At 69.0% G+C, this 19,615-nt stretch carries 22 protein-coding genes and 1 tRNA gene; 14 read left to right on the top strand and 9 right to left on the bottom strand.

Annotated elements, in window-relative coordinates; all coding sequences use genetic code 11:
• Positions 1-1,110 carry a hypothetical protein gene (locus AC1DYP_RS16355; RefSeq protein WP_477047218.1) on the bottom strand — a complete coding sequence of 370 codons (1,110 nt, stop codon included), beginning with the start codon at positions 1,108-1,110 and terminating at the stop codon, positions 1-3.
• Positions 1,111-1,271: 161 nt separating this feature from the next.
• Here AC1DYP_RS16355 and AC1DYP_RS16350 point away from each other — a divergent pair, with 161 nt between their 5' ends.
• From AC1DYP_RS16350 to AC1DYP_RS16340, 3 genes are all read left to right on the top strand, one after another.
• On the top strand, positions 1,272-1,574 hold the full coding sequence (locus AC1DYP_RS16350; RefSeq protein ID WP_477032688.1) for a hypothetical protein: 303 nt from the start codon (positions 1,272-1,274) through the stop codon (positions 1,572-1,574).
• A 22-nt stretch (positions 1,575-1,596) separates the two neighbouring features.
• Positions 1,597-2,712, top strand: coding sequence for an NAD(P)/FAD-dependent oxidoreductase (locus tag AC1DYP_RS16345; RefSeq protein ID WP_477047217.1), 1,116 nt, complete (start codon positions 1,597-1,599; stop codon positions 2,710-2,712).
• Between the two features lie 73 nt (positions 2,713-2,785).
• Entirely contained in the window at positions 2,786-3,157 is a 372-nt protein-coding gene (locus tag AC1DYP_RS16340) for a hypothetical protein (RefSeq protein WP_477047216.1), read from the top strand.
• Between the two features lie 117 nt (positions 3,158-3,274).
• Here AC1DYP_RS16340 and AC1DYP_RS16335 read toward each other — a convergent pair whose 3' ends face one another.
• The gene (locus AC1DYP_RS16335) at positions 3,275-4,492 is read right to left on the bottom strand and encodes a PQQ-dependent sugar dehydrogenase (protein ID WP_477047215.1); all 1,218 of its coding nucleotides are present in this window, start codon (positions 4,490-4,492) and stop codon (positions 3,275-3,277) included.
• Between the two features lie 251 nt (positions 4,493-4,743).
• Here AC1DYP_RS16335 and AC1DYP_RS16330 point away from each other — a divergent pair, with 251 nt between their 5' ends.
• Both AC1DYP_RS16330 and AC1DYP_RS16325 read left to right on the top strand, forming a co-directional pair.
• Positions 4,744-5,808 carry a glycosyltransferase gene (locus AC1DYP_RS16330; RefSeq protein ID WP_477047214.1) on the top strand — a complete coding sequence of 355 codons (1,065 nt, stop codon included), beginning with the start codon at positions 4,744-4,746 and terminating at the stop codon, positions 5,806-5,808.
• A gap of 44 nt (positions 5,809-5,852) precedes the next feature.
• Positions 5,853-5,929 (top strand) — tRNA-Met (locus AC1DYP_RS16325).
• 28 nt (positions 5,930-5,957) lie between these two features.
• On the opposite strand, the gene AC1DYP_RS16320 is transcribed toward AC1DYP_RS16325, so the two are convergent.
• From AC1DYP_RS16320 to AC1DYP_RS16310, 3 genes are all read right to left on the bottom strand, one after another.
• Positions 5,958-6,221, bottom strand: a complete 264-nt coding sequence (locus tag AC1DYP_RS16320) for a hypothetical protein (RefSeq protein WP_477047213.1) — start codon at positions 6,219-6,221, stop codon at positions 5,958-5,960.
• A gap of 249 nt (positions 6,222-6,470) precedes the next feature.
• Positions 6,471-7,301, bottom strand: coding sequence for a phytanoyl-CoA dioxygenase family protein (locus AC1DYP_RS16315; RefSeq protein WP_477047212.1), 831 nt, complete (start codon positions 7,299-7,301; stop codon positions 6,471-6,473).
• 302 nt (positions 7,302-7,603) lie between these two features.
• Positions 7,604-7,744 (bottom strand): hypothetical protein, encoded by a 141-nt coding sequence (locus tag AC1DYP_RS16310; RefSeq protein ID WP_477032680.1) that lies wholly within the window; start codon positions 7,742-7,744, stop codon positions 7,604-7,606.
• 205 nt (positions 7,745-7,949) lie between these two features.
• Between AC1DYP_RS16310 and AC1DYP_RS16305 the strand changes: the two genes are divergently transcribed.
• The 5 genes from AC1DYP_RS16305 to AC1DYP_RS16285 all read left to right on the top strand — a co-directional run bounded on the left by AC1DYP_RS16305 (position 7,950) and on the right by AC1DYP_RS16285 (position 11,188).
• Complete coding sequence (locus AC1DYP_RS16305; RefSeq protein ID WP_477032679.1) at positions 7,950-8,360, top strand: YciI family protein; 411 nt, start codon at positions 7,950-7,952, stop codon at positions 8,358-8,360.
• A complete protein-coding gene (locus tag AC1DYP_RS16300; RefSeq protein ID WP_477032678.1) occupies positions 8,357-9,622 on the top strand; it encodes an RNA polymerase sigma factor in 1,266 nt (421 codons plus the stop codon). The genes AC1DYP_RS16305 and AC1DYP_RS16300 overlap by 4 nt, the downstream gene beginning before the upstream one ends.
• Before the next feature lie 83 nt (positions 9,623-9,705).
• Entirely contained in the window at positions 9,706-10,137 is a 432-nt protein-coding gene (locus AC1DYP_RS16295; protein WP_477047211.1) for a YybH family protein, read from the top strand.
• Positions 10,138-10,167: 30 nt separating this feature from the next.
• Positions 10,168-10,590 (top strand): VOC family protein, encoded by a 423-nt coding sequence (locus tag AC1DYP_RS16290; protein WP_477047210.1) that lies wholly within the window; start codon positions 10,168-10,170, stop codon positions 10,588-10,590.
• 70 nt (positions 10,591-10,660) lie between these two features.
• On the top strand, positions 10,661-11,188 hold the full coding sequence (locus AC1DYP_RS16285) for an SRPBCC family protein (RefSeq protein WP_477047209.1): 528 nt from the start codon (positions 10,661-10,663) through the stop codon (positions 11,186-11,188).
• Between the two features lie 42 nt (positions 11,189-11,230).
• Here the strand turns inward: AC1DYP_RS16285 and AC1DYP_RS16280 are convergent, their stop codons facing one another.
• Positions 11,231-12,223, bottom strand: a complete 993-nt coding sequence (locus AC1DYP_RS16280) for a glucokinase (protein WP_477032674.1) — start codon at positions 12,221-12,223, stop codon at positions 11,231-11,233.
• A gap of 209 nt (positions 12,224-12,432) precedes the next feature.
• Here AC1DYP_RS16280 and AC1DYP_RS16275 point away from each other — a divergent pair, with 209 nt between their 5' ends.
• The gene (locus AC1DYP_RS16275) at positions 12,433-12,786 is read left to right on the top strand and encodes a PilZ domain-containing protein (RefSeq protein ID WP_477032673.1); all 354 of its coding nucleotides are present in this window, start codon (positions 12,433-12,435) and stop codon (positions 12,784-12,786) included.
• Between the two features lie 74 nt (positions 12,787-12,860).
• Here the strand turns inward: AC1DYP_RS16275 and AC1DYP_RS16270 are convergent, their stop codons facing one another.
• Both AC1DYP_RS16270 and AC1DYP_RS16265 read right to left on the bottom strand, forming a co-directional pair.
• The gene (locus tag AC1DYP_RS16270; protein WP_056439019.1) at positions 12,861-13,301 is read right to left on the bottom strand and encodes a helix-turn-helix domain-containing protein; all 441 of its coding nucleotides are present in this window, start codon (positions 13,299-13,301) and stop codon (positions 12,861-12,863) included.
• Between the two features lie 189 nt (positions 13,302-13,490).
• Complete coding sequence (locus AC1DYP_RS16265) at positions 13,491-14,288, bottom strand: GNAT family protein (RefSeq protein ID WP_477047208.1); 798 nt, start codon at positions 14,286-14,288, stop codon at positions 13,491-13,493.
• Between the two features lie 197 nt (positions 14,289-14,485).
• Here AC1DYP_RS16265 and AC1DYP_RS16260 point away from each other — a divergent pair, with 197 nt between their 5' ends.
• Together AC1DYP_RS16260 and AC1DYP_RS16255 are read left to right on the top strand one after the other, a co-directional pair.
• Entirely contained in the window at positions 14,486-16,474 is a 1,989-nt protein-coding gene (locus AC1DYP_RS16260) for a methylmalonyl-CoA mutase family protein (protein WP_477047207.1), read from the top strand.
• Positions 16,475-16,505: 31 nt separating this feature from the next.
• Positions 16,506-17,342 carry a hypothetical protein gene (locus tag AC1DYP_RS16255; protein WP_477047206.1) on the top strand — a complete coding sequence of 279 codons (837 nt, stop codon included), beginning with the start codon at positions 16,506-16,508 and terminating at the stop codon, positions 17,340-17,342.
• Between the two features lie 8 nt (positions 17,343-17,350).
• Here AC1DYP_RS16255 and AC1DYP_RS16250 read toward each other — a convergent pair whose 3' ends face one another.
• Positions 17,351-18,727 (bottom strand): MFS transporter, encoded by a 1,377-nt coding sequence (locus AC1DYP_RS16250; protein ID WP_477032669.1) that lies wholly within the window; start codon positions 18,725-18,727, stop codon positions 17,351-17,353.
• A 92-nt stretch (positions 18,728-18,819) separates the two neighbouring features.
• Here AC1DYP_RS16250 and AC1DYP_RS16245 point away from each other — a divergent pair, with 92 nt between their 5' ends.
• Positions 18,820-19,545 (top strand): extensin-like domain-containing protein, encoded by a 726-nt coding sequence (locus AC1DYP_RS16245; protein WP_477047205.1) that lies wholly within the window; start codon positions 18,820-18,822, stop codon positions 19,543-19,545.
• Positions 19,546-19,615: the final 70 nt, after the last annotated feature.

Raw genomic sequence — 19,615 nt, 5'->3', positions numbered from 1 at the left:
CTACTTCTGCACCGTCCCATCCGCGCGGTCGGGCTTGATCCCTGTCGCGCGGATGTTGGTCACCGACTGCAGGATGCCGAACCAGAACGGCGAGCCCAGCGAGACCGCCAGGCCGGTGATGGCCAGGCCCAGCAGGGTCAGGAAGATTTTCACCGTCGCGCCCCAGGCGCTGCGATAGGGCGTCGCGCAGGTGGTGTGCGGCCGCTTGCTGGGGGGCAGGGACGACAGCGGCTCGTGGACCAGGGCGCAGAGCCCCTCCTGGCTCCAGCCGATGGGCAGGGGCAGGTCCTGGGCCAGGTCGGCGGCGTTCTGGTTGCCGTCGCAGGCGCATTCGGCCGTCGGGTCCGGGATCGCGGCGTCGTCTCCGGCCGACGCGGCCGGCGCGGGCGCGGTCAGCTGGGCCTGGGCGCCGCGCACGTCGTCGGCGCCCTTGGCCGTCACCGAGGCCTGGGCCACCAGGCCGGCGCGGGCCACCGGGTCGCGCCACAGGTTGTCGATCAGCTGCAGCGAATTGACGTTGAAGGCCACCGCCACCGCGAAGCCGGCCCAGAAGGTTAGCCGATGGATCCAGCGCTTGTAGGCCCCGCTGGTGCGGTCCATGGCCCCGTCGAACCAGGTCGCCACGTTCTGCTGGAACACCTCGACCTTGCCCTCGGCCTCGTCGACCATCGGCAGCAAGGCCTTCTTCAGGGCCTCGTTGTTTTCGATGCCGGAAATGGCGGTCTTCAGCTGGGTGAAGGTCAGGTGCGCGGTCTCCGAGGGCTTCAGCGTCTCGGTCAGGGCCACGGCGAAGGTCTTGCCGGGAATGTAGGACGGCGCGTTCTTCAGCAGCGCCCCGCGCTTGGTGCAGTGGTCCTCGGCGGTCTGGTGGGACTTCAGAGCGCTGATCAGGGGGTGGTTCCACACCGAGCACATCTCGGGCGACCATTCGCCGGTCTTCTTCTCCGAGCCGTCGCCGCCCAGCAGGCTCTGCACCCGCGACAGCAGGTACTCGCTGCGCTTGTTGAGGAAGCTGGAGACGTATTCGTTCAGAGCGGTGACGAACAGGCTGACCAGCAGATAGACGAAGATCAGTCCGACCGCGACGTCGAGCGCAGCGCCGAAGTTCATGATGCCCTTCCCTGGGACGCCGGCTTGATGAGCGGCGCGTCCTCAACCTTGTCGGGTAAGGTTTCACAGCTCTCGAAAAAGGGCAATGAAGGCCCGTGCCAAGCTGGCTTCGGCTGGGACCAGCGTCTGGCGCCTTCGTGGAGCCGTGCTAGGCTGACCGCATGAGTAAGCCGGTTCCGCCAAAGCCCGTTGTGGTGACCCTCAGGCCCGAGGACGCTTTCGATCTAGGAGAGCGGGTGGCGCGTGGCGAATTCTCGTCGCTGGACGAAGCGGTGGCCGCCGAACTGGCGGACCTCAACTATCGCCGCGCCGTCGAGATCATGGGCGGGCCCGAAAAGCTCGAGCGCATCCTCGACGAACTCGAGGCCGAAACGGTTGATCCCAAGGATCGCGTGGATGCCGACAGCGCCTTCGCCGAACTCCGCGCCGGTGTGAAGCAGCGCCTGGATGCGTCACGCGGGTGAAGCGGCGGCTGGTGATCTCCAAATGACCCAAGAGTTTGATTTCGACGCCGTCGTGGTGGGCGCCGGGGCCGTGGGCCTGGCCTGCGGTTATGCCCTGTCGCAACGGGGGCTGATCGTCGCCGTGCTGGAGGGCGAGGGGCACATCGGCCAGGGCGTGTCGTCGCGCAATTCCGAGGTGATCCACGGCGGGCTCTATTATCCCACCGGCTCGCTGAAGGCGCGGTTCTGCGTCCAGGGTCGGCGGCTGCTCTACGCGTTCCTCGACAAGCATCACGTCGACTACAAGAAGTGCGGCAAGCTGGTGGTGGCCACCAGCGAGAGCGAGATCCCACAGCTGGAGACGATCTTCCAGCAGGCGCTCGACAACGACGTCGAGGGCATGGAGCACCTGACCGGCGCCCAGGCCCGGGCGCTGGAGCCCGGCCTCAATGCCCACACCGCCCTGCTGTCGCCCGAGAGCGGCGTGTTCGCCAGCCACGACTACATGCTGGCCCTGCAGGGCGAGATCGAAGCCGCCGGCGGAGCGGTGGTGGTCGACACCCCGTTCGAGGGCGCGACGCCCCTGGCCGGCGGCGGCTTCACCGTGCGGATCGGCGGGGCCGAGGCGGCCAGCCTGACCTGCCGCCTGCTGGTCACCGCGCCCGGGCTTTCCGCGCAAGCCGTGGCCGGGACCATCGAGGGCTTCCCCGCCGACCAGATCCCGGCGGCCCACTATGGAAAGGGCGTCTATTTTCGGCTGGCGGCCAAGGCGCCGTTCCAGCGGCTGATCTATCCGCCGCCGATCCATGGCGCCCTGGGCACCCACTATCGCAACGACCTGGGCGGCCAGGCGGTGTTCGGGCCCGACCTGGAATATGTCCCGGCCCCCGACTATTCGGTCGATCCCGCCAAGGCCGCCGCCTTCGCCGCCTATATCCGCAAGTTCTGGCCGGACGTGCCTGAGGACCTGCTGGTCCCCGACTACGCCGGGATACGGCCCAAGATCCACGGGCCGGACGAACCCCAGCCCGACTTCCAGCTGAGCGGCGTCGAGACTCACGGGCTGGAAGGCCTGATGGCGCTGTTCGGCATCGAGAGCCCGGGCCTGACCAGCTCGCTGGCGATCGGCGAAGAGGTGGCGCTTCGTTTGACGGTATAGGGCCCGACGGCGTAGGGCTTTGCCACCAACTTCCCCTTCGCGCGTTGCAATCTTGGCTTTTCAGGAGTGCGCGATGCTGGACGACTTCATCGACAGATTGATTTCGCGGTTGATGGCCGGGGCGGGACTGATCATGGCCGCGGCGATCGCCGCGGTGGCCGGGGCGATGGCGGTGTTCGCCTTCCTGTCCCAGTGGGTCGGCTCGGCCTGGGCCTACACGATCGTGGCGGTCACCGCGGCGGTGGTCGTCACCATCTGGGCGCTGCTGCACAAGAAGCATCTGGCCCGCACCCGCCAGCCGCCGCTGGACCAGCGGGTCCTGACCATGATGCAGGCCCACCCGACGGCGTCGTTCATGGCCGGCATGGCCGCCGCGACCCTGCTGAAGGGCAAGCCCTCGCTGGCCGCGAGCCTGTGGGAGGCGCGGAAGGGGAAGCCGAAGTAGGGATCCTTCCCCCGTGGGGGAGGCGGCCGAAGGCCGGTGGGGGGAGTTCCAGGGCGAGAACCGCACGACAACTCCCCCCAACGTCGGCTGCGCCGACCTCCCCCACAGGGGGAGGGCCTAAGTCTTCGGCGTCAGCTTCAACACCCGCCCGTCATCCTCGTCCGTCACCAGGTAAAGCGCCCCGTCCGGACCGACCTTCACGTCGCGGATGCGGAAGTTCAGCTCCGACAGCAGGCGCTCCTCGCCGACCACCTGCTTGTCCTTCAGCGTCAGCCGCACCAGGTAGCCCTTGAGCCCGCCGACGAACAGGCTGCCCTTCCAGGCGGGGAACAGTTCGGCGTTGTAGAACGCCAGGCCCGAGGGGGCGATCACCGGATCCCAGTAATAGAGCGGCTGCTCCATGCCCTCGTGCTGGGTGACGCCGTCGCCGATCGGCTTGCCCGAATAGTCCTCGCCATAGGTGATGGTCGGCCAGCCGTAGTCCTTGCCGGCCTTCGGTGTGTTGATCTCGTCGCCGCCCTTGGCGCCGTGCTCGACGGTCCACAGCTCGCCGGTCCAGGGATTGATCGTCGCGCCCTGCAGGTTGCGGTGGCCCTTGGACCAGATCTCGGGCTTGGCCTGCGGGTTGCCGACATAGGGATTGTCGGCCGGGATCGAGCCGTTGGGGCGGATGCGGATCACCTTGCCCAGGGCCGCGTCCAGCTTCTGGGCCTGCATGCGGCCGGGGATGATCGAGCGCTCGCCGGTGGTGACGAACAGCGCTCCGTCGCGGGCGAAGGCCAGGCGGCCGCCGAAGTGCAGCGGCGAATCCATGGTCGGCAGCTGCCGCCAGATCACCTGGACGTTCTCCAGCTTCGGCGCGGCGCCGGTCACCAGCTTGCCGCGCGCCGCGGTCGTGCCGTTGCCGCCCTCGCGGGGCTCGGCATAGGTCCAGTAGATCAGGCCGTTCTTGGCGTAGTCAGGGTCCAGGGCCACGTCCAGCAGGCCGCCCTGGCCCTCGGCATATACCGCCGGCAGGCCGGCGACGGCGGGCGACAGCTTGCCGTCGGTCCCCAGGATCCGCAGGCGGCCGGCCCGCTCGGTGACCAGCTTGGAGCCGTCGGGCAGGAAGGCCAGGCCCCAGGGGTGGTCCAGGCCGGTGGCCAGGGTCTCGACCTGATAGGCCACGCCCAGCTTCTCCTCCGGCGCGCGGGTCTGCTGCGGGAAGGCGGGCTTCTGGTCGGGGGCGTTGGGCGGACCGGTCTCGACCGGCGGGTTGGGCTGGGCCGAAACCGTGTTGGCGGGCGCGCACGCCGACAGGACCAGCGCGGCGAGGGCGAGATGGCGAAGACGCATGGGGAACTGTCCTGGCGAGGGGCGACGATTGGTCAGGTGACGACGTTGTCATTTCAATCTTCGCTTGTCATCCACCCCGACTGTCATCCCGGACAAGCGCGCAGCGCGCAGATCCGGGACCGACGCGTGAACTCAGCGCTTCCGGCGGCCCCGGGTCTTCGCTGCGCTACGCCCGGGATGACAGCAGGAGGGAGCGTTGACTTGAACCACGCCGCCGACGAAGGTCCGGCCTTGTTTTTCGGGAGCCCGCCTTGACCGCCATCCTGCACGCCATGTTGGGCAAGGGCCTGGGCGGCCTGGAGCAGGTGTTCCTCGACTACCAGCCGATCCTGGAAGCCTACGCCGCCGCGCATGGCGGCCAGGCGACGGGCGTGGTGCGGACCGGCGGCAAGGTGGCGGCCCAGCAGAGCGGCCGCGTCCCGCCTCTGGCGACCATGCCGGCCTATACCGACTGGGACCCGGTCACGGTCGGCGCCGCCCGCAAGCTGGTCCGGGCGACCGCGCCCGACCTGATCCTCAGCCACGGCCAGCGGCCGGCCCGCCTGATGGCCAAGGCCGCGCCGCCCAAGGCCGTGCTGGCGATCTGCGTGCACAAGCCGGCCTTCGACGTCGAGACGTCCAGTCCCCACTTTGGCCGCACCCACTATGTCTGCGTCGGCCGGCATCTGGCCGACCTGGCGCTGGGGCGCGGCGTGCCGGCGCAGCGGGTGCACTTCGTGCCCAATGCCGTGAAGCCCCCGACCGTCCTGGCTGAGCCGTTCAGCGATGCCGCTCGCCCGCCGCGCATCGTCGCCGCCGGCCGCCTGCACCCCAAGAAGGGCTTCGACGTGCTGATCGCCGCCCTGGCCCTGCTGCGCGACCGGGGCCAGGCCTTCGATTGCGAGATCGCCGGCGAGGGCGACGAGCGCGCCAGGCTGGAAGGCCTGATCGCCCAGCACGGACTGCAGGATCGGGTGCGCCTGGTCGGCTGGCGGGACGCCTCGGCCTTCCTGGCGACCGGCGATGTCTTCGCCTTTCCTTCGTACCAGGAGGGCTTTCCGCTGGTGCTGCTGGAGGCCATGGCCGTCGGCCTGCCGGCGGTGTCGGCCGCGATTCCGGGGCCGGTGGAGATGATCGCGGACGGCGCCGACGGCGTCCTGGTCCCGCCCGGCGACCCGGCCGCCTTGGCGCGAGGCCTGGCCGGCGTGATCGCGGCCCCGCAAAAGGCCCGCGCCCTGGGCGCGACGGCCCGCGCCAAGGTCCTGGCCGATTATGGGCCGGAAAGCCTGCAGCGGCGTCTCGACGCGGTGCTAAATCTGATGCTCGGACGGGCTTGAAGCCGCCCCCGCTTTGCGCTTATAAGCCCGCCTCCGCTTCGTGCGGCTGGGTAGCTCAGATGGTTAGAGCGGTGGATTCATAACCCACAGGTCGGCGGTTCGATCCCGCCCCCAGCCACCACCTCAAACCCGCTTGCGGTTTGGCGGGTCTACCAGATCAGCATCGTGCAGTCGGGGCAGGTTTCGGAGCCGCGCTCCATCTCGCCCTTGCAGATCGGGCACGGCACGGTTTCGGCCGTGTCGGAAGGACGCTTGTCGCGCGCGGGCGCGAACAACCGGGCGATCAGCCTACGAATGGATCCCGCCCAGCCCGATATCTTGGCTTGAACCGATGAGGCGTTCGGCGCCTGGGCTCGTCGCTCATGCGCGGCCGCGTCGCGGACGGCGCGCAGCGTCTCGTCGCGAGGATTCACCGGCGCGGCCGAGCTGTTTGCTTCCAGCCCAGCGGAAACGACCGGCTTATAGCCGGGCGCGCAACGTCGAACGCCTTCATGAGACCCCCCTCATTTTTTATCACACTGCGCGAACTTGACCATAAGCGCAACTATCGCGCTTGACGCTCGGCGCATGCTCGCGCGAGTGGCGATCAGCTTAAATTTCAAGTTGAAGGATCAGCGGCGACCGAACCGGCCCGGGCCTGGCTCCCCGATCGCGGGACGAGCCTACCGCCGCACGCCGAACTTGTAGCTGGGGCTGGACGGCGAGGGGCCGTATTCCAGTTCCAGGATCAGCCTCGGCGCGTCCAGGCATCGCGTGCCGGTATGGAAGACGTAGGGGTCCTCGGCGAATCCGGAGCCGGCGTCTCCGACCACGCTCTTCAGGTTCGCGGCCCCGTAGTGCTTGAGCACGTCATGTCCGTCGTGCGCCAGGACCAGGGTGAACTGGTGTCGCAACGCGCGCCGGTCGTGGCTGCCGCTGACGTATTTGTGCGGGCCGGATCGCTCGGTGACGGGCGTGATGTAGAAGAAGAACTTCAGGGTCTGCCAGTCGTTCATGTCGAAATGGAAGCTGTCCTGGGCGGCCGCGTGCAGGTCGGAAGCCTTGATCCTTTCGCCGGGAAAGCTCCACCACAGGCGTGTGCGGATGTGTTCCGCCCGCTTGCCCAGGTAGCTGTCGGCGATTTCGCGCAGCAAGGGATCGCCGGCCAGGTCCGAGATGGCCGGGCAGCGCAGGACGGTGTCGAAATAGTAGGCGGCGACCACGTCGTGATCGCGGCCGGCGTTGACGGCGGCGATGTCGCCGGGGAGGAAGCCGGCCCGGGCGCCGTCGCGCTCGAAGCAGGGATGGGTGAGGGCGAAATCGAGGATTTCCGCGCGGTCCTCGGGTTTCAGCCGAAACCCTTCGGCGACGCCGTCGCGGACCAGGTTCGGGATCACGGCCGACGGATCGTCCAGTGCGATCCTGGCGCTGGGATTGACGGCGAGCGGACTGGGCTTGGCCCCGCGAAAGAGACGTTCGACCCGCCTGATTGGCGCCAGGCGCCCGAAGATCATGAATAGCAGCCAGGCCGGCCGTTCGCGGACATAGGTCAGATAGACAGGGGCTTTGGCGAAGATTCGCGACCAGGTCGAAAGCGAACGCGGTTTGCGCCTGAAAACCGGGGTGCAGGGCGCTGGGGTACTGGGCACTGAACCATGCGTCCTGTGGTTGATCTCGAGGGTCAACGAAACTTGAAGCTTAGGGTTCCCGCTTCCTGCGATGGTTTTTCAAGGCGTGGTTAGATGTTAGGCGGTTGCCTGAAATTTCGTCGAACATGCTCAAGGAATTGGCTTGCTGCCGGCACGGCCTTTCGCGGTCAGTCCTGGAAGTAGCTCCTGCGGCGACGCTCGGAGGAGCGACGACGGCGGCGTATCGAGTCGATGCGCGGGGCCACGCTCGGCCAGGCCAGCATGCCGAGCAGGAACACGATGAAGAACGTCGAAATCCACATAGTCACGCGAACGGCTCCTGGCTACGAGCGCCTCCTCCCTTTGCCGTCTTGTCTTTATGGTTTTGTGTCGGCGGCCCGACCGTCGATGAACGCGTTGGCGAAAATAGGGCTCCTTCACCATACGAGAAACCATGCGGCCTGATTTTTCACGGCCTTGGTGTCGGATTGTGGGCTTCCTGATCGTCCTGGCTACGACAAGGTGCGCAGCCCGATGCTCTATGCCATTCTTTGCTACAACTTCGAGGACGCGGTCGGCGCCTGGACCCCGGCGGAAGACGCCGTGGTCATGGCGCGACTCGGTACGGTCGAGGCTGGTCTGGCCGCCGCCGACCGGCTGGGCGCGGTGGCCCGCCTGTTGCCGACCACGGCAGCCGTCACCCTGCGGAAGGGCCGCGAGCACCTGGTGATCGACGGGCCGTTCGCCGAGACCAAGGAGCAGCTCCTGGGATTCTACGTCGTCGATTGCGGGGACCTGGAGGCGGCGATCGAGGTGGCGCACGACCTGGCCGCGGCCAATCCCGACCGGGGCGCCTATGAGATCCGTCCTCTGGCCGTCTATCGTCCCGGCCATCTGACCGAGGCGCGCGGGACGAGAGCCAACGCAGGAGGGGCGGGAGCATGACCATCGCCAATATCGACGCGGCCTGGATCGACGCCGCCCTGACCGCGGCCCGGCCCCAGGCCGTCGCGGCCCTGCTGCGCTACTTCCGCGACCTGGACACCGCCGAGGAGGCCTTCCAGGACGCCTGCCTGCGGGCCCTGAAGGCCTGGCCCAAGAACGGACCGCCGCGCGACCCGACCGCCTGGCTGATCCTGGTCGGCCGCAACGCCGCCCTGGACGGGGTGCGCAAGCAGAGCAAGTCGGCCCCGCTGCCGCCGGAAGAGCTGATCTCCGACCTGGAGGACGCCGAGGCCGCCCTCGTCGACCGGCTGGACGGCGAGCACTATCGCGACGACGTGCTGCGGCTGCTGTTCATCTGCTGCCACCCGGACCTGCCGGCCACCCAGCAGGTGGCGGTGGCGCTGCGCATCGTCTCGGGTCTGTCGGTGCGCCAGATCGCCCGCGCCTTCTTGGTCGGCGAGTCGGCGATGGAGCAGCGGATCACCCGCGCCAAGGCCCGGATCGGGGCGGCCGACGTGCCGTTCGGCGCGCCGGGCGTCGAGGAGCGGGCCGAGCGCCTGAACACCGTGGCGGCCATGGTCTATTTGGTCTTCAACGAAGGCTATTCGGCCGGCGGCAAGGAACTGCTGACCCGTGGCTCGCTGTGCGACGAGGCCATCCGCCTGGCGCGCCTGCTGCTGCGCCTGTTCCCCAGCGAGCCGGAGATCATGGGCCTGACCGCCCTGCTTCTGCTGCAGCACGCCCGCGCTCCGGCCCGGTTCGACGCCGACGGGGCGGTGGTGCTGCTGGAGGACCAGGAGCGCTCGCTGTGGAACCCGCGCATGATCGCCGAGGGCCTGGCCCTGATCGACAAGGCCGTGCGCCATCGCCGGCCCGGGCCCTATCTGGTGCAGGCCGCCATCGCCGCCGAGCACGACCGCGCCGAACGCGCCGAGGACACCAACTGGACGCGGATCGACCTGCTGTACGGCGACCTGGAGCAAGTGGCCCCGTCGCCGGTGGTCACCCTGAACCGCGCCGTGGCGGTGTCGAAGGTGGCCGGACCCGAGGCGGCTCTGGAGATGATCGAGCCCCTGGCCCCCAAGCTGTCGGGCTACTTCCACTTCTTCGGCCTGAGGGGCGGGCTGCTGTTCCAGCTGGGGCGGCGGGACGAGGCGCGCGTGGCCTTCGACCAGGCCATCGCCCTGGCCAACACCGCCGCCGAGGCCGCCCACATCCGCCTGCACCTGGACCGGCTGCTGAAGGAGGGGACGGGCGGCTAGGCCGTCGAAAAAAGTTCGCGACGACTGTCGGGTCGGCGACGCGACGTGCGTCCTTTGGTCGAACCGTGGAACGGGAGACCGACATGCCCAACATCGCCGCCGACGAGGTCGCGATCCGCCGCGCGATCGACGCCTGGACGCAAGGCTTGCACGACAAGGACGCCAAGGGCGTGGCGGCCTGCCTGGCCGATGACCTGGTCGTCTACTCCCTGGCGCCCCCGCTTGTAGCGACCGAAGACGGCGGGGGCTTGCAGGCCTGGTTCGACACATGGTCGAGCCCCATCGGCTACGATCTGGCCGACCTCGCGATCGCCGCCGCGGGCGACGTGGCCTTTGCTCACGGTCTGGCCCACATGTCCGGGACCAAGACGGACGGCGAGGTGGTCGATCTGTGGTTCCGCTGCACCCTGGGCCTGCGCGAGCGCGGCGGGGCCTGGAAGATCGTCCACACCCACGAGTCCGTACCGTTCCTGATGGACGGCAGCTTCAAAGCCGCCATCGACCTAAAGCCCTGACCAAACCCCTAAGCCAGGAGAGCAATCACCATGACCGACGCCCAACAGCCGCCGCCCGCGCTGCCGCCCGTCTCCGGCGGCATCGTGCCCTATCTGTCGCCGAGCAACGCCGGCCAGGCGGCCGACTTCTACGCCAAGGCCTTCGGCGCCCAGGACCTCTACCGCATGCCGCCCGACGAGAAGGGCCGGACGATGCACATCCATCTGCTGATCAACGGCAATTCGCTGATGCTCAGCGACTTCTATCCCGAGCACGGCTACCCCGAGGAAAAGCCCGCCGCCTTCACCCTGCACCTGCAGGTCGACGACGTGGACAAGTGGTTCGAGCGGGCGGTCGCGGCCGGTTGCGAGGTGACCTTGCCGGTGCAACTGATGTTCTGGGGCGACCGCTACGGCCAGCTGAAGGACCCCTACGGGTTCTCGTGGTCGATCGCCACCACGCCCAAGGCCTGACGCTGGATCGGATGGAGCCGGCGGCCGAGGAGGCGGCCGGTTCCTCCTGCAAAACAAGGAGGGGACAACCATGCTCAAGATCATCGCCATCGTCGTCGTCGTCGCGATCGTCGCCCTGCTGGGCTTGGCGGCGACCAAGCCCAATCACTTCCGCGCCGCCCGCTCCATCGTGATCAAGGCGCCGCCGGAAAAAATCTACGCCCTGCTCGACGACTTCCATAGGTGGGGCGCCTGGTCGCCTTACGAGAAGCTCGATCCGGCCATGAGCCGCACCTATGGCGGTCCGGCCAGCGGGGTCGGCTCGACCTACGCCTGGAGCGGAAACGGCAAGGCCGGGGCGGGCCGCATGGAGATCGTCGAGGTCGCCGCGCCGTCGAAACTGGTCATCAACCTGGACTTCTCCAAGCCGTTCGAGGCCCACAACAAGGCGATCTTCACCCTGGTCCCCGAGGGCGACGCCACCCGCGTCACCTGGGCCATGGAAGGCCCGGCGCCCTTCGTGTTCAAGGTGATGGACGTGGTCTTCAACATGGACAAGACGCTCGGCAAGGACTTCGAGGCCGGCCTGGCCAACCTCAAGGTCGAAGCCGAGAAATAGGTCTCGCTGGGGACATGCGCATGCGCGTGTCCCCATCCCTGCCTAGCAGTCGAGGAACTTCACGTCCGAGGCGGCGTAGTGCATGTCGCTGGGGCTGAACAGGCTGGAAAGGCCCAGCAGGGCCGGGCGGCCGGGCATGCGGAACACCGGCACGTCGGCCAGGTAGTAGCTCATCCGCCCCTTGGCCCGATAGCGGCGCGCGAAGGCTTCAAGGTCCAGCAGGCCGTTGATCGATTCCAGCAGCGGGCTGCAGAGGAACACTCCGCCTCGGGCCGCGAACAGCAGGGCCATGTCGCCGGCGAAACCGCCCAACAGGCCGCTGAAGATCGAGATCGCCTCCAGGGCCTTGGCGTCGCCCGCCCGCGCCCGCTCGATGATAACGTTGTCATTTTCGGGCGCGACGAGAGGATCCCCGTCGCCGACCAGCGCGCAGTGGATGTCGCTGAGGCCTTCCTTGGACAGCAGGCGTTCGGCCGAGACCTCGCCGCGTCGGGCGCGGACGGCCGAGAAGATCGGGGCCTCGCGGGCCTCGACCGGACAGAAGTCCATGTGGCCGCCCTCGCTGGGCACCGCCAGCCAGCCGTCGCCCCGCAGCGGAACAAGGCCCGCCACCCCCAGGCCGAGGTTGGGCCCGAGCACGGCGATGGCGGCGTTGCGCGCGGCCTTGCCCGGATGGATCACGCTCAGCTCCGCCTCGGCGACCATCGGCGCGCCCATGGCGCAGGCGGTGAAGTCGTTGACCAGATAGACCCTCGGCGTGCGCAGGACGCTGCGCAGCCAGGTCAGGGAAAGGCTGAGGTCCGTGCTGGTCACGAGGATCGTTCCGTCGATCTCGGGGCCGGCGGCGCTGATCGCGGCGCCGACCAGCGCGTCCGGACCCAGTTCGGCCAGGACCGATTTGAGGCCGGCCTCCAGCTCCAGCGGCGTGGAGCCGGGCAGGACGCGATGCTCGCCGGGCGCGTCGCCTGGCCGGGCAACGGCGACAATCAGGTCGCGGCCGTTCACGTCGGCCAACAGCGCCACGCCGTGGGTCATCGGGCAGTCCTTCTGGTTTCCTCGGGCGGCTGGTCTGCGCCAGCCTGGGCGCATCATAGCGGAAAGCGGGTTACTGGCTAAATAACCGTGTTCGCCATAAGTTCCGTCAGGGCGCTTTTGCGGGGATAACCGGGCCCCGCGTCGTGGTCAGCGGCAAATAAACCGTCCCGCTGCACCACCGATTAACGTCGCCGCGCGTTGTTAGGGGCATGTCGAAGTTTGGTTCTGACGGGGCTCTCGACCGGCGCGCCGGTCCCCGCACCGCGATGCAACATCCCGGGAAGGTGCTCTGCGGCGCCTTCGCGTGGGACTGCGTCGTGCGCGACCAGTCCGACACGGGCCTGCGCATCCAGATGCTGTCGAGCGCGACACCGCCGGCCAGCGTCCAGCTGGTCGACCTGGTCACCGGCTACGCCCACGACGTGAAGGTGGTCTGGCAGAAGGACCGCGAATTCGGGCTCAAGACCCTTCGCAGCCACGACCTGCGGGGCCTGGCCCCCGCCGCGCTGCAGACGGCCAAGCGCATCTGGCAAGCCAGCCAGCGCCGGGTTTCGGCCAGCTGACCCTCTGAACGCGATCGGGCCCCGGCGAGGGGGATCGCCGGGGCCCGAACGGACTAGATCACTGTGTCGCCGACTTAAGCGGCGGCGTTTTCGGCGCGGGCGGCTTCTTCAGCCATGGCGCGGACCAGGTCGAGGACCTGACGACGCACGCGGCCGCGGCCGATCTTCGGGAACACTTCGGCCAGTTCCAGACCCTCGGGGGTGGTCAGGAATTCCTGCACGATGCGCTCGGCCTGTTGGCCGACCTCGTCGCCGTCGGAACCGTCCATCGGGTCGGCCAGGCCGTCGAAGAAGAACGACACCGGGACCTGCAGGGTCTTGGCGATTTCATACAGCTTGGAGGCGCTGACGCGGTTGGCGCCACGCTCGTACTTCTGCACCTGCTGGAAGGTCAGGCCCAGCGAGTCGGCCAGTTGTTCCTGGCTGACGCCCAAAAGCTTGCGACGCATCCGGACACGGCCACCGACGTGCAGATCGACGGGATTCGGGCGTCGGCCCTCGGTTTCTTCGCTCAAGTTTCGCCTCCAAAGGTTGTCTAATCACCATGCCACGTCCGACGCGTTCATGGAACGTTACAGCGGCAAGGCGCGGCGTTAGGTCGCTGAGGTTTAGCTGATTAACCCCAAGCTTGCGCTAACGCACGGACGTACACGCCTAGATCGAGGCGATTTCCAGGCAAAATTGTTTCGGTGTCGCAGCAGGCCCTAGGCGTTGAGTCGCTCCGGGGGCGGATCAGTGTCGCGTTCGGCCCAGATCCGGCGGGTCGCGCTGGAGGTGTCGTTGAGCCGGTAGAGGGTCTCGGCCGACAGCGCCTCGTCGCGGGCCGAGCCGGGGCCGCACTGGGGAACCTGGGCGCGTTTCACCTGGCGCTGGACGTTGGCCAGGCCGCCGAACGCCCGCAGGTCCAGCGCGTCGACATGGTAGCCGACGGGACCCACGACCCCGAGCGCCTCGTGCAGGCGGGCGACCAGCGCCCCGGAGAGCGCCAGCTCCACGCCCGCCGCCACGCCCAGCGCGTAGGGGCGGGGCAGGCCGACCAGCCGGGCCTCGATCGGCGCGTCCAAGGCGTTGGGATAGCAGGCCATGTCGATCACCCCGACGATGCGCCGGGCGCCGTTGACCAGGGCCAGCTCCATCGCCGCTGTCCACAGGGCCCAGACGCGCGAGCGGTCGCGACAGGCCTTTGTCGTGAGCAGGCTCGTGGCCTCCCAGACGTCGGGGCCCGTCTTGGGCGGCTCATTGGGCGCGATCAGGTCCGCGAACCGTTCGGTCAGCAGGCAGCGCTGCTGGGTCGGGTCCAGCCGCAGGGCGCCCTCCAGCCGCATCTCGTCGTCGAACGCCAGCAGGTGGACGGTTCCGGCCTCGTCGCGGTCGTCGTCGTCCAGAACGATCAGGTCGACCCAACCGTCCTTGCCGGCGGGCCGCTCGCGGCGCTGGGCGCGCATCGCGGCCAGCTCGGGCGCGTAGAGGCCCCGGTTCTCCGAGGTGACGATATGGATCATGCCCAGCCCCTAGCTTGGAGAGGGGCATTAGGCGGCGACTTCCGTCGCGCGGGCGATAGGCCGAACGGCCTATGGCTTGCCATGACGCGCCGCTTGGTAAACCCGATCCCGCACATGCGAACGCGATATTGCATCGCAGCAAAACCCGGTTCATGATCGTTGGTAATTAAGAACGATAAGACGATCGGGAGCGCAGGATGTCAGGCAAGCCGTATCAGCACGCGCCGGACGCGCCGTGGATCTTCCGGACCTATGCCGGCCACTCCACGGCCGAGAAGTCCAACGCCCTCTATCGCGCCAACCTGGCCAGGGGCCAGACCGGCCTCTCCGTCGCCTTCGACCTGCCCACCCAGACCGGCTACGACGCCGACCACATCCTGGCGCGCGGCGAGGTCGGCAAGGTCGGCGTGCCGATCGCCCACCTGGGCGACATGCGCCAGCTGTTCGACCAGATCCCGCTGGAGCAGTCCAACACCTCGATGACCATCAACGCCCCGGCCGCCTGGCTGTTGGCGATGTACGTGGCGCTGGGCGACGAGCAGGGGGCGGATCGCAAGCTGCTGCAGGGCACCACCCAGAACGACCTGATCAAGGAATACCTCAGCCGCGGCACCTACATCTTCCCGCCGGGCCCGTCCTTGCGGCTGATCGGCGACATGATCGCCTGGTGCTATATCGAGGTGCCCAAGTGGAACCCGATGAACGTCTGCAGCTACCACCTGCAGGAGGCGGGCGCGACGCCGGAGCAGGAGCTGGCCTTCGCCCTGGCCACGGCGATCAGCGTGCTCGACACCGTCAAGGCCGGCGGCCAGGTGCCCGACGAGGACTTCGAGATCGTCGCCTCGCGGATCAGCTTCTTCGTCAACGCCGGCGTGCGGTTCGTGACCGAGCTGTGCAAGATGCGCTCGTTCACGCGGCTGTGGGACCAGATCCTGCTGGAGCGCTACGGCGTGCAGGACAAGAAGGCCCGGCGCTTCCGCTACGGCGTGCAGGTCAACAGCCTGGGCCTGACCGAGCAGCAGCCCGAGAACAACGTCTACCGCATCCTGATCGAGGCCCTGGCCGTCACGCTCAGCAAGGACGCCCGCTGCCGGGCCCTGCAGCTGCCGGCCTGGAACGAGGCCCTGGGTCTGCCGCGCCCGTTCGACCAGCAGTGGTCGCTGCGGCTGCAGCAGGTGCTGGCCTACGAGACCGACCTGCTGGAATACGAGGACCTGTTCGACGGCAGCCACGTGGTCGAGGCCAAGGTCGCCGAGCTGTCGAAGGGCGCGCTGGAGCAACTGGCCTTGATCGACGCGATGGGCGGGGCCTCCAGCGCCATCGACTACATGAAGACCGAGCTGGTCTCGTCCAACGCCGCGCGGGTGCGCTCGGTCGAGACCGGCGACCTGACCGTGGTCGGGGTCAACCGCTGGACCGACAGCGAGGCCTCGCCGCTGGCAGCGGGAGGCAAGGCGATCGAGACGGTCGATCCGCTGCTGGAGGCCGGCGTCGTCGAGCGGCTGAAGGCCTGGCGCGCGGCCCGCGACCCGGTCGCCGCCGAGGCCGCCCTGGCCGACCTGAAGGCCGCCGCCGACGACGGCCGGAATATCATGGAGCCCTCGATTACCGCCGCCAAGGCCGGCATCACCACCGGCGAGTGGGCCGGGGCCCTGCGCGAGGTGTTCGGCGAGTATCGCGGCCCCACCGGCGTGGCGATCGTGGTCTCCACCGGCGACGCCGAGGACGTGGAATCGGTGAAGGCCGAAGTCGAGCGGGTCTCCCAGGTGCTGGGCCGCACCCTGACCTACCTGGTCGGCAAGCCGGGCCTGGACGGCCATTCCAACGGCGCCGAGCAGATCGCCACCCGGGCCCGCGCGTGCGGCATGGAGGTGATCTATGACGGCATCCGCTCGACGCCGGACGAGATCGTCCGCCGCGCCAAGGAAGGCCGCGCCCACGTGGTGGGCCTGTCGATCCTGTCGGGCTCCCACCTGGACCTGGTGCAGGAGGTCATCCGCGTCATGCGCGCCGAGGGCCTGGGCCACATCCCCGTCGTGGCCGGCGGCATCATCCCCGAGGGCGACGCCCTGATCCTCAAGCAGATGGGCGTGGCGCGGATCTACACGCCGAAGGACTTCAAGATCACCGAGATCATGAGCGACGTGGTCAAGCTGGTGGAAGAGGCGGCGCTGGCGGAAGCTTGAGTGGGCACGGCGTCGTGCTACCTTGGCGCGCATGAACCCCTTGGCCAAGGTGACCGACGGCGAAGACGCATCCGCTCTCATGCGAGCGGGCGCGTTCAATTTCTTCCTGGCCGCGCCTTGGATCGCCCTGTGGTTCGGGGTGCACGTGACGGGCGGCGGCTGGTTCGCGGTGTTCCTGGCCGGAACGCTCCTGGCCGGCGGCGTCTATCTGTTTTCCCGGATCCCGAACCGCGAGGAGACGCCCTCGCCGGGCGTCTGGCTGACGACTCGTCAGGGGCGATGGCGCCGTCAAGCGGCGGCCAGGGCGCCCCTGCTCGGGATGTTGGTCATGCTGATCATGGCCATCGTGGCGACTGTGTGGAAAGAGCCCGCCTGGGAAATCGTCTATGCGCTTTGCGTGGCGGCGGCGTTCGGCGTCCAGGCTTTCCTGGCCGCGCTGAAGGCGCGGCTGGTCGACGAGGTCGAACTGCGGATCGACGGGGCGGGACTTTACAGCCGCGATCTTGGCGGGACCCTGACCTGGGACCAGGTCCTGGAAATCCGGCCGCGCTTGCGCGGCGACGAGGCGATCCTGCGCCTGGCCGTCGGGCCGAACGCGGCGCCGGGGCTTTCGGCGGGCCAGCGCGAGCAAGGCGGCAAGATCATCGTGAACCTGCGCGACGCCGGCGTGCATCGCGACGTCGTGGTCGCGGCCTTGACGGCTCATCGTCCTTCTCTCGATCCGACAGCGCGCGTGGAGAAGACGGCCGACGCCGTGTTCGTGCTGCCCATCGAGGGGGTCTATGTGGAGCCGTCGACCGAAGGGGATGGGTCGACGCTGGGTCCTGTCCTGGTCGGCATCGCGATCGGGGCGGCGATCTCGAGCTGAGGCCGGGTCTAGTCCCGTCCCAGCCGCCATGCCGCCGCCAGGCCCACGAGCGCCAGCGGGATGAAGGCGCAGAACAGCCACAGGCCGTGGGTCAGGCCGTTCGCCGGTTCGACGCCGTGCGCGAAGCCCAGGGCGTTGGCCAGGGCGCCGGCCGCCGCCGCGCCGGTGGCGCCGCCGATCAGCTGGGTGGTGGGCACGGCGGCCGAGGCCAGGGGCTGTTCGTCGAGCGGCGCGCCGCCGATCACCCGCTTGGCCAGGAACGCCCAGCAGATCCCGAAGCCGCTGCCCAGCAGCACCATCGACAGGGTGATCCCGACCAGGCCGCCATGGACCATCTCGTAGGCGCCCCAGGCGACGCCGGCCACGATGACCACGGCCCCGATGCGGATCGCCCGGCCCTCGTGCCGGGGCTTCAGCCCCGCGACCACGAACGAGAAGGCCGTCCAGCCCGCCGCGATGCCGCCGATCACATAGCCGCTGAGCAGAGGCTCGGCCCCGTGCAGCACCTGGATGAAGGTCGGGCCATAGACCGAGAAGCCGACCGTGGCGGCCTCGCAGAAGAAGATCACCACCAGGCCAAGGCCGGTGGCGGTGGCCAGGTCGGAGGCCGAGCGGGGCAGCAGGCGGTCGCTCGTGCGGCCGTTGACCAGCATCATGGCCGCCATGGCCAGGGCCCCGAACACCGCGCAGAGGGCGGCCGTCAGCCCACCCGGCACGACGCCGGCGGCGGCGATCAGGGTCACGCCCAGAGTCAGCAGGGCCAGCTGGCGTCCGGGAATGCGTCCGCCCTCGAGGGCCTTGGGCGCGGACGGCACCATGACCAGCACCGCGCCCACGAAGATCACGGCCTGGACCACGAAGAACCAGAAGGCCCCGCGCCAGTAGCCGGCTTCCGCGAACAGCCCGCCGCACAGCGGGCCCAGCAGGGTCGCCGCGCCCCACACCCCGGCGATCGCGCCATAGACCCGCGGCCACAGGCTTTCGGGGAACATGGCGCTGATCGCCACGTAGCACAGCGAGACGATCGCCCCCGCACCCAGGCCCTGGACCAGGCGTCCGGCCACGAAGACCAGGAAGTCCGGCGCCAGGGCGCCCATGGCGCAGCCGATCGCGTAGACCACGCCCGCCAGGGCGGTGGCCCGGCGCAGGCCGAAGCGGATCGACAGCTTGCCCGCGCAGGCCCCGGCCAGGATCGAGCCCAGCAGAAAGGCGGCGATCGACCAGCCGAAGTACTGCCAGCCGCCGATCTCCTTGGCGACGCTGGGCATGATGGTCACCGTCACCAGGGTGTCGGCGGCGTTCAGCCAGATGCCCAGGCACAGCAGGGCGAAGCGCGGAGCCAGTTCGGCGTTCAGCAGGCCGCGCCAGCTGTTCGAGGGGGTCATGGGCGTCTCCAGGGACGCGCTAGATGCCCCTTTGGGCCAGTCAAGCCAAGCCTTGGGCTGAACTTCACGGCGGTCGCGCCGTTGGATGAAGCGTGAAACTGGTCCTGCGCGAACCCTCTCCCGAAGCCCGGTCGCTGGCCAGCGCGGCGGGCTTCCTGCTGGACCTGCTGCTGGCGGGCCTGCTGGTGTTCGCCCTGGTCGACCGCCTGGCGCCGCCGCAGGACCTGCCCTGGAAGCCGTTCTCGCTGAACCAGCCGATCGGCCTGGCCACGGCCGGCAAGCTGGCGCGGATCGGCGCCGACCCGGCCGCCTGCCGCGCCGCCCTGCGCGAGGGCGGGGTGCGGTTCACCGAAGGCGAGACGCGGGAGGCCGGCTACTGCTCGACGCGTGACACCGTGCGGGCGGCCGGCCGCCTGGCGCCCGCCGCGCCGGTCATGACCTGCCCGCTGGCCCTGGGCTACGCGCTGTGGGAGCGCCAGTTCCTGACCCCGGCCGCGACCGAGATCATGGGCAGCCGGCTGACCCGGGTGGAGCACTACGGGACCTATGCCTGCCGCACGATCTACGGCCGGCCCGGCGAGCGGCCCAGCGCCCATGCCCGCGCCCAGGCGTTGGACGTGGCCGGCTTCCGCTTCGCCGACGGCCGCCGGGCCACGGTGGCGGCGGACTTCCGGGCCGACAGCGACGAAGGCCGCTTCGCGCAGGCGGCGCGCAACAGCGCCTGTCGGGTGTTCGGGACCGTTCTGAGCCCGGACTACAACGCCGCCCATCGCGACCACCTGCATCTGGAGGGCAGCGGCTACAGGCTGTGCCGATAGGTGTTTCCGATTGACCCGCCACGCGGCTAAGGCAAGGCTTGGCCGTTAACCTCTTTCAGGCGCTCCCTCC

This window comes from Caulobacter sp. P1_D6 (genome assembly GCF_056406095.1).
This window is presented reverse-complemented; position numbering and strand designations above follow the sequence as displayed.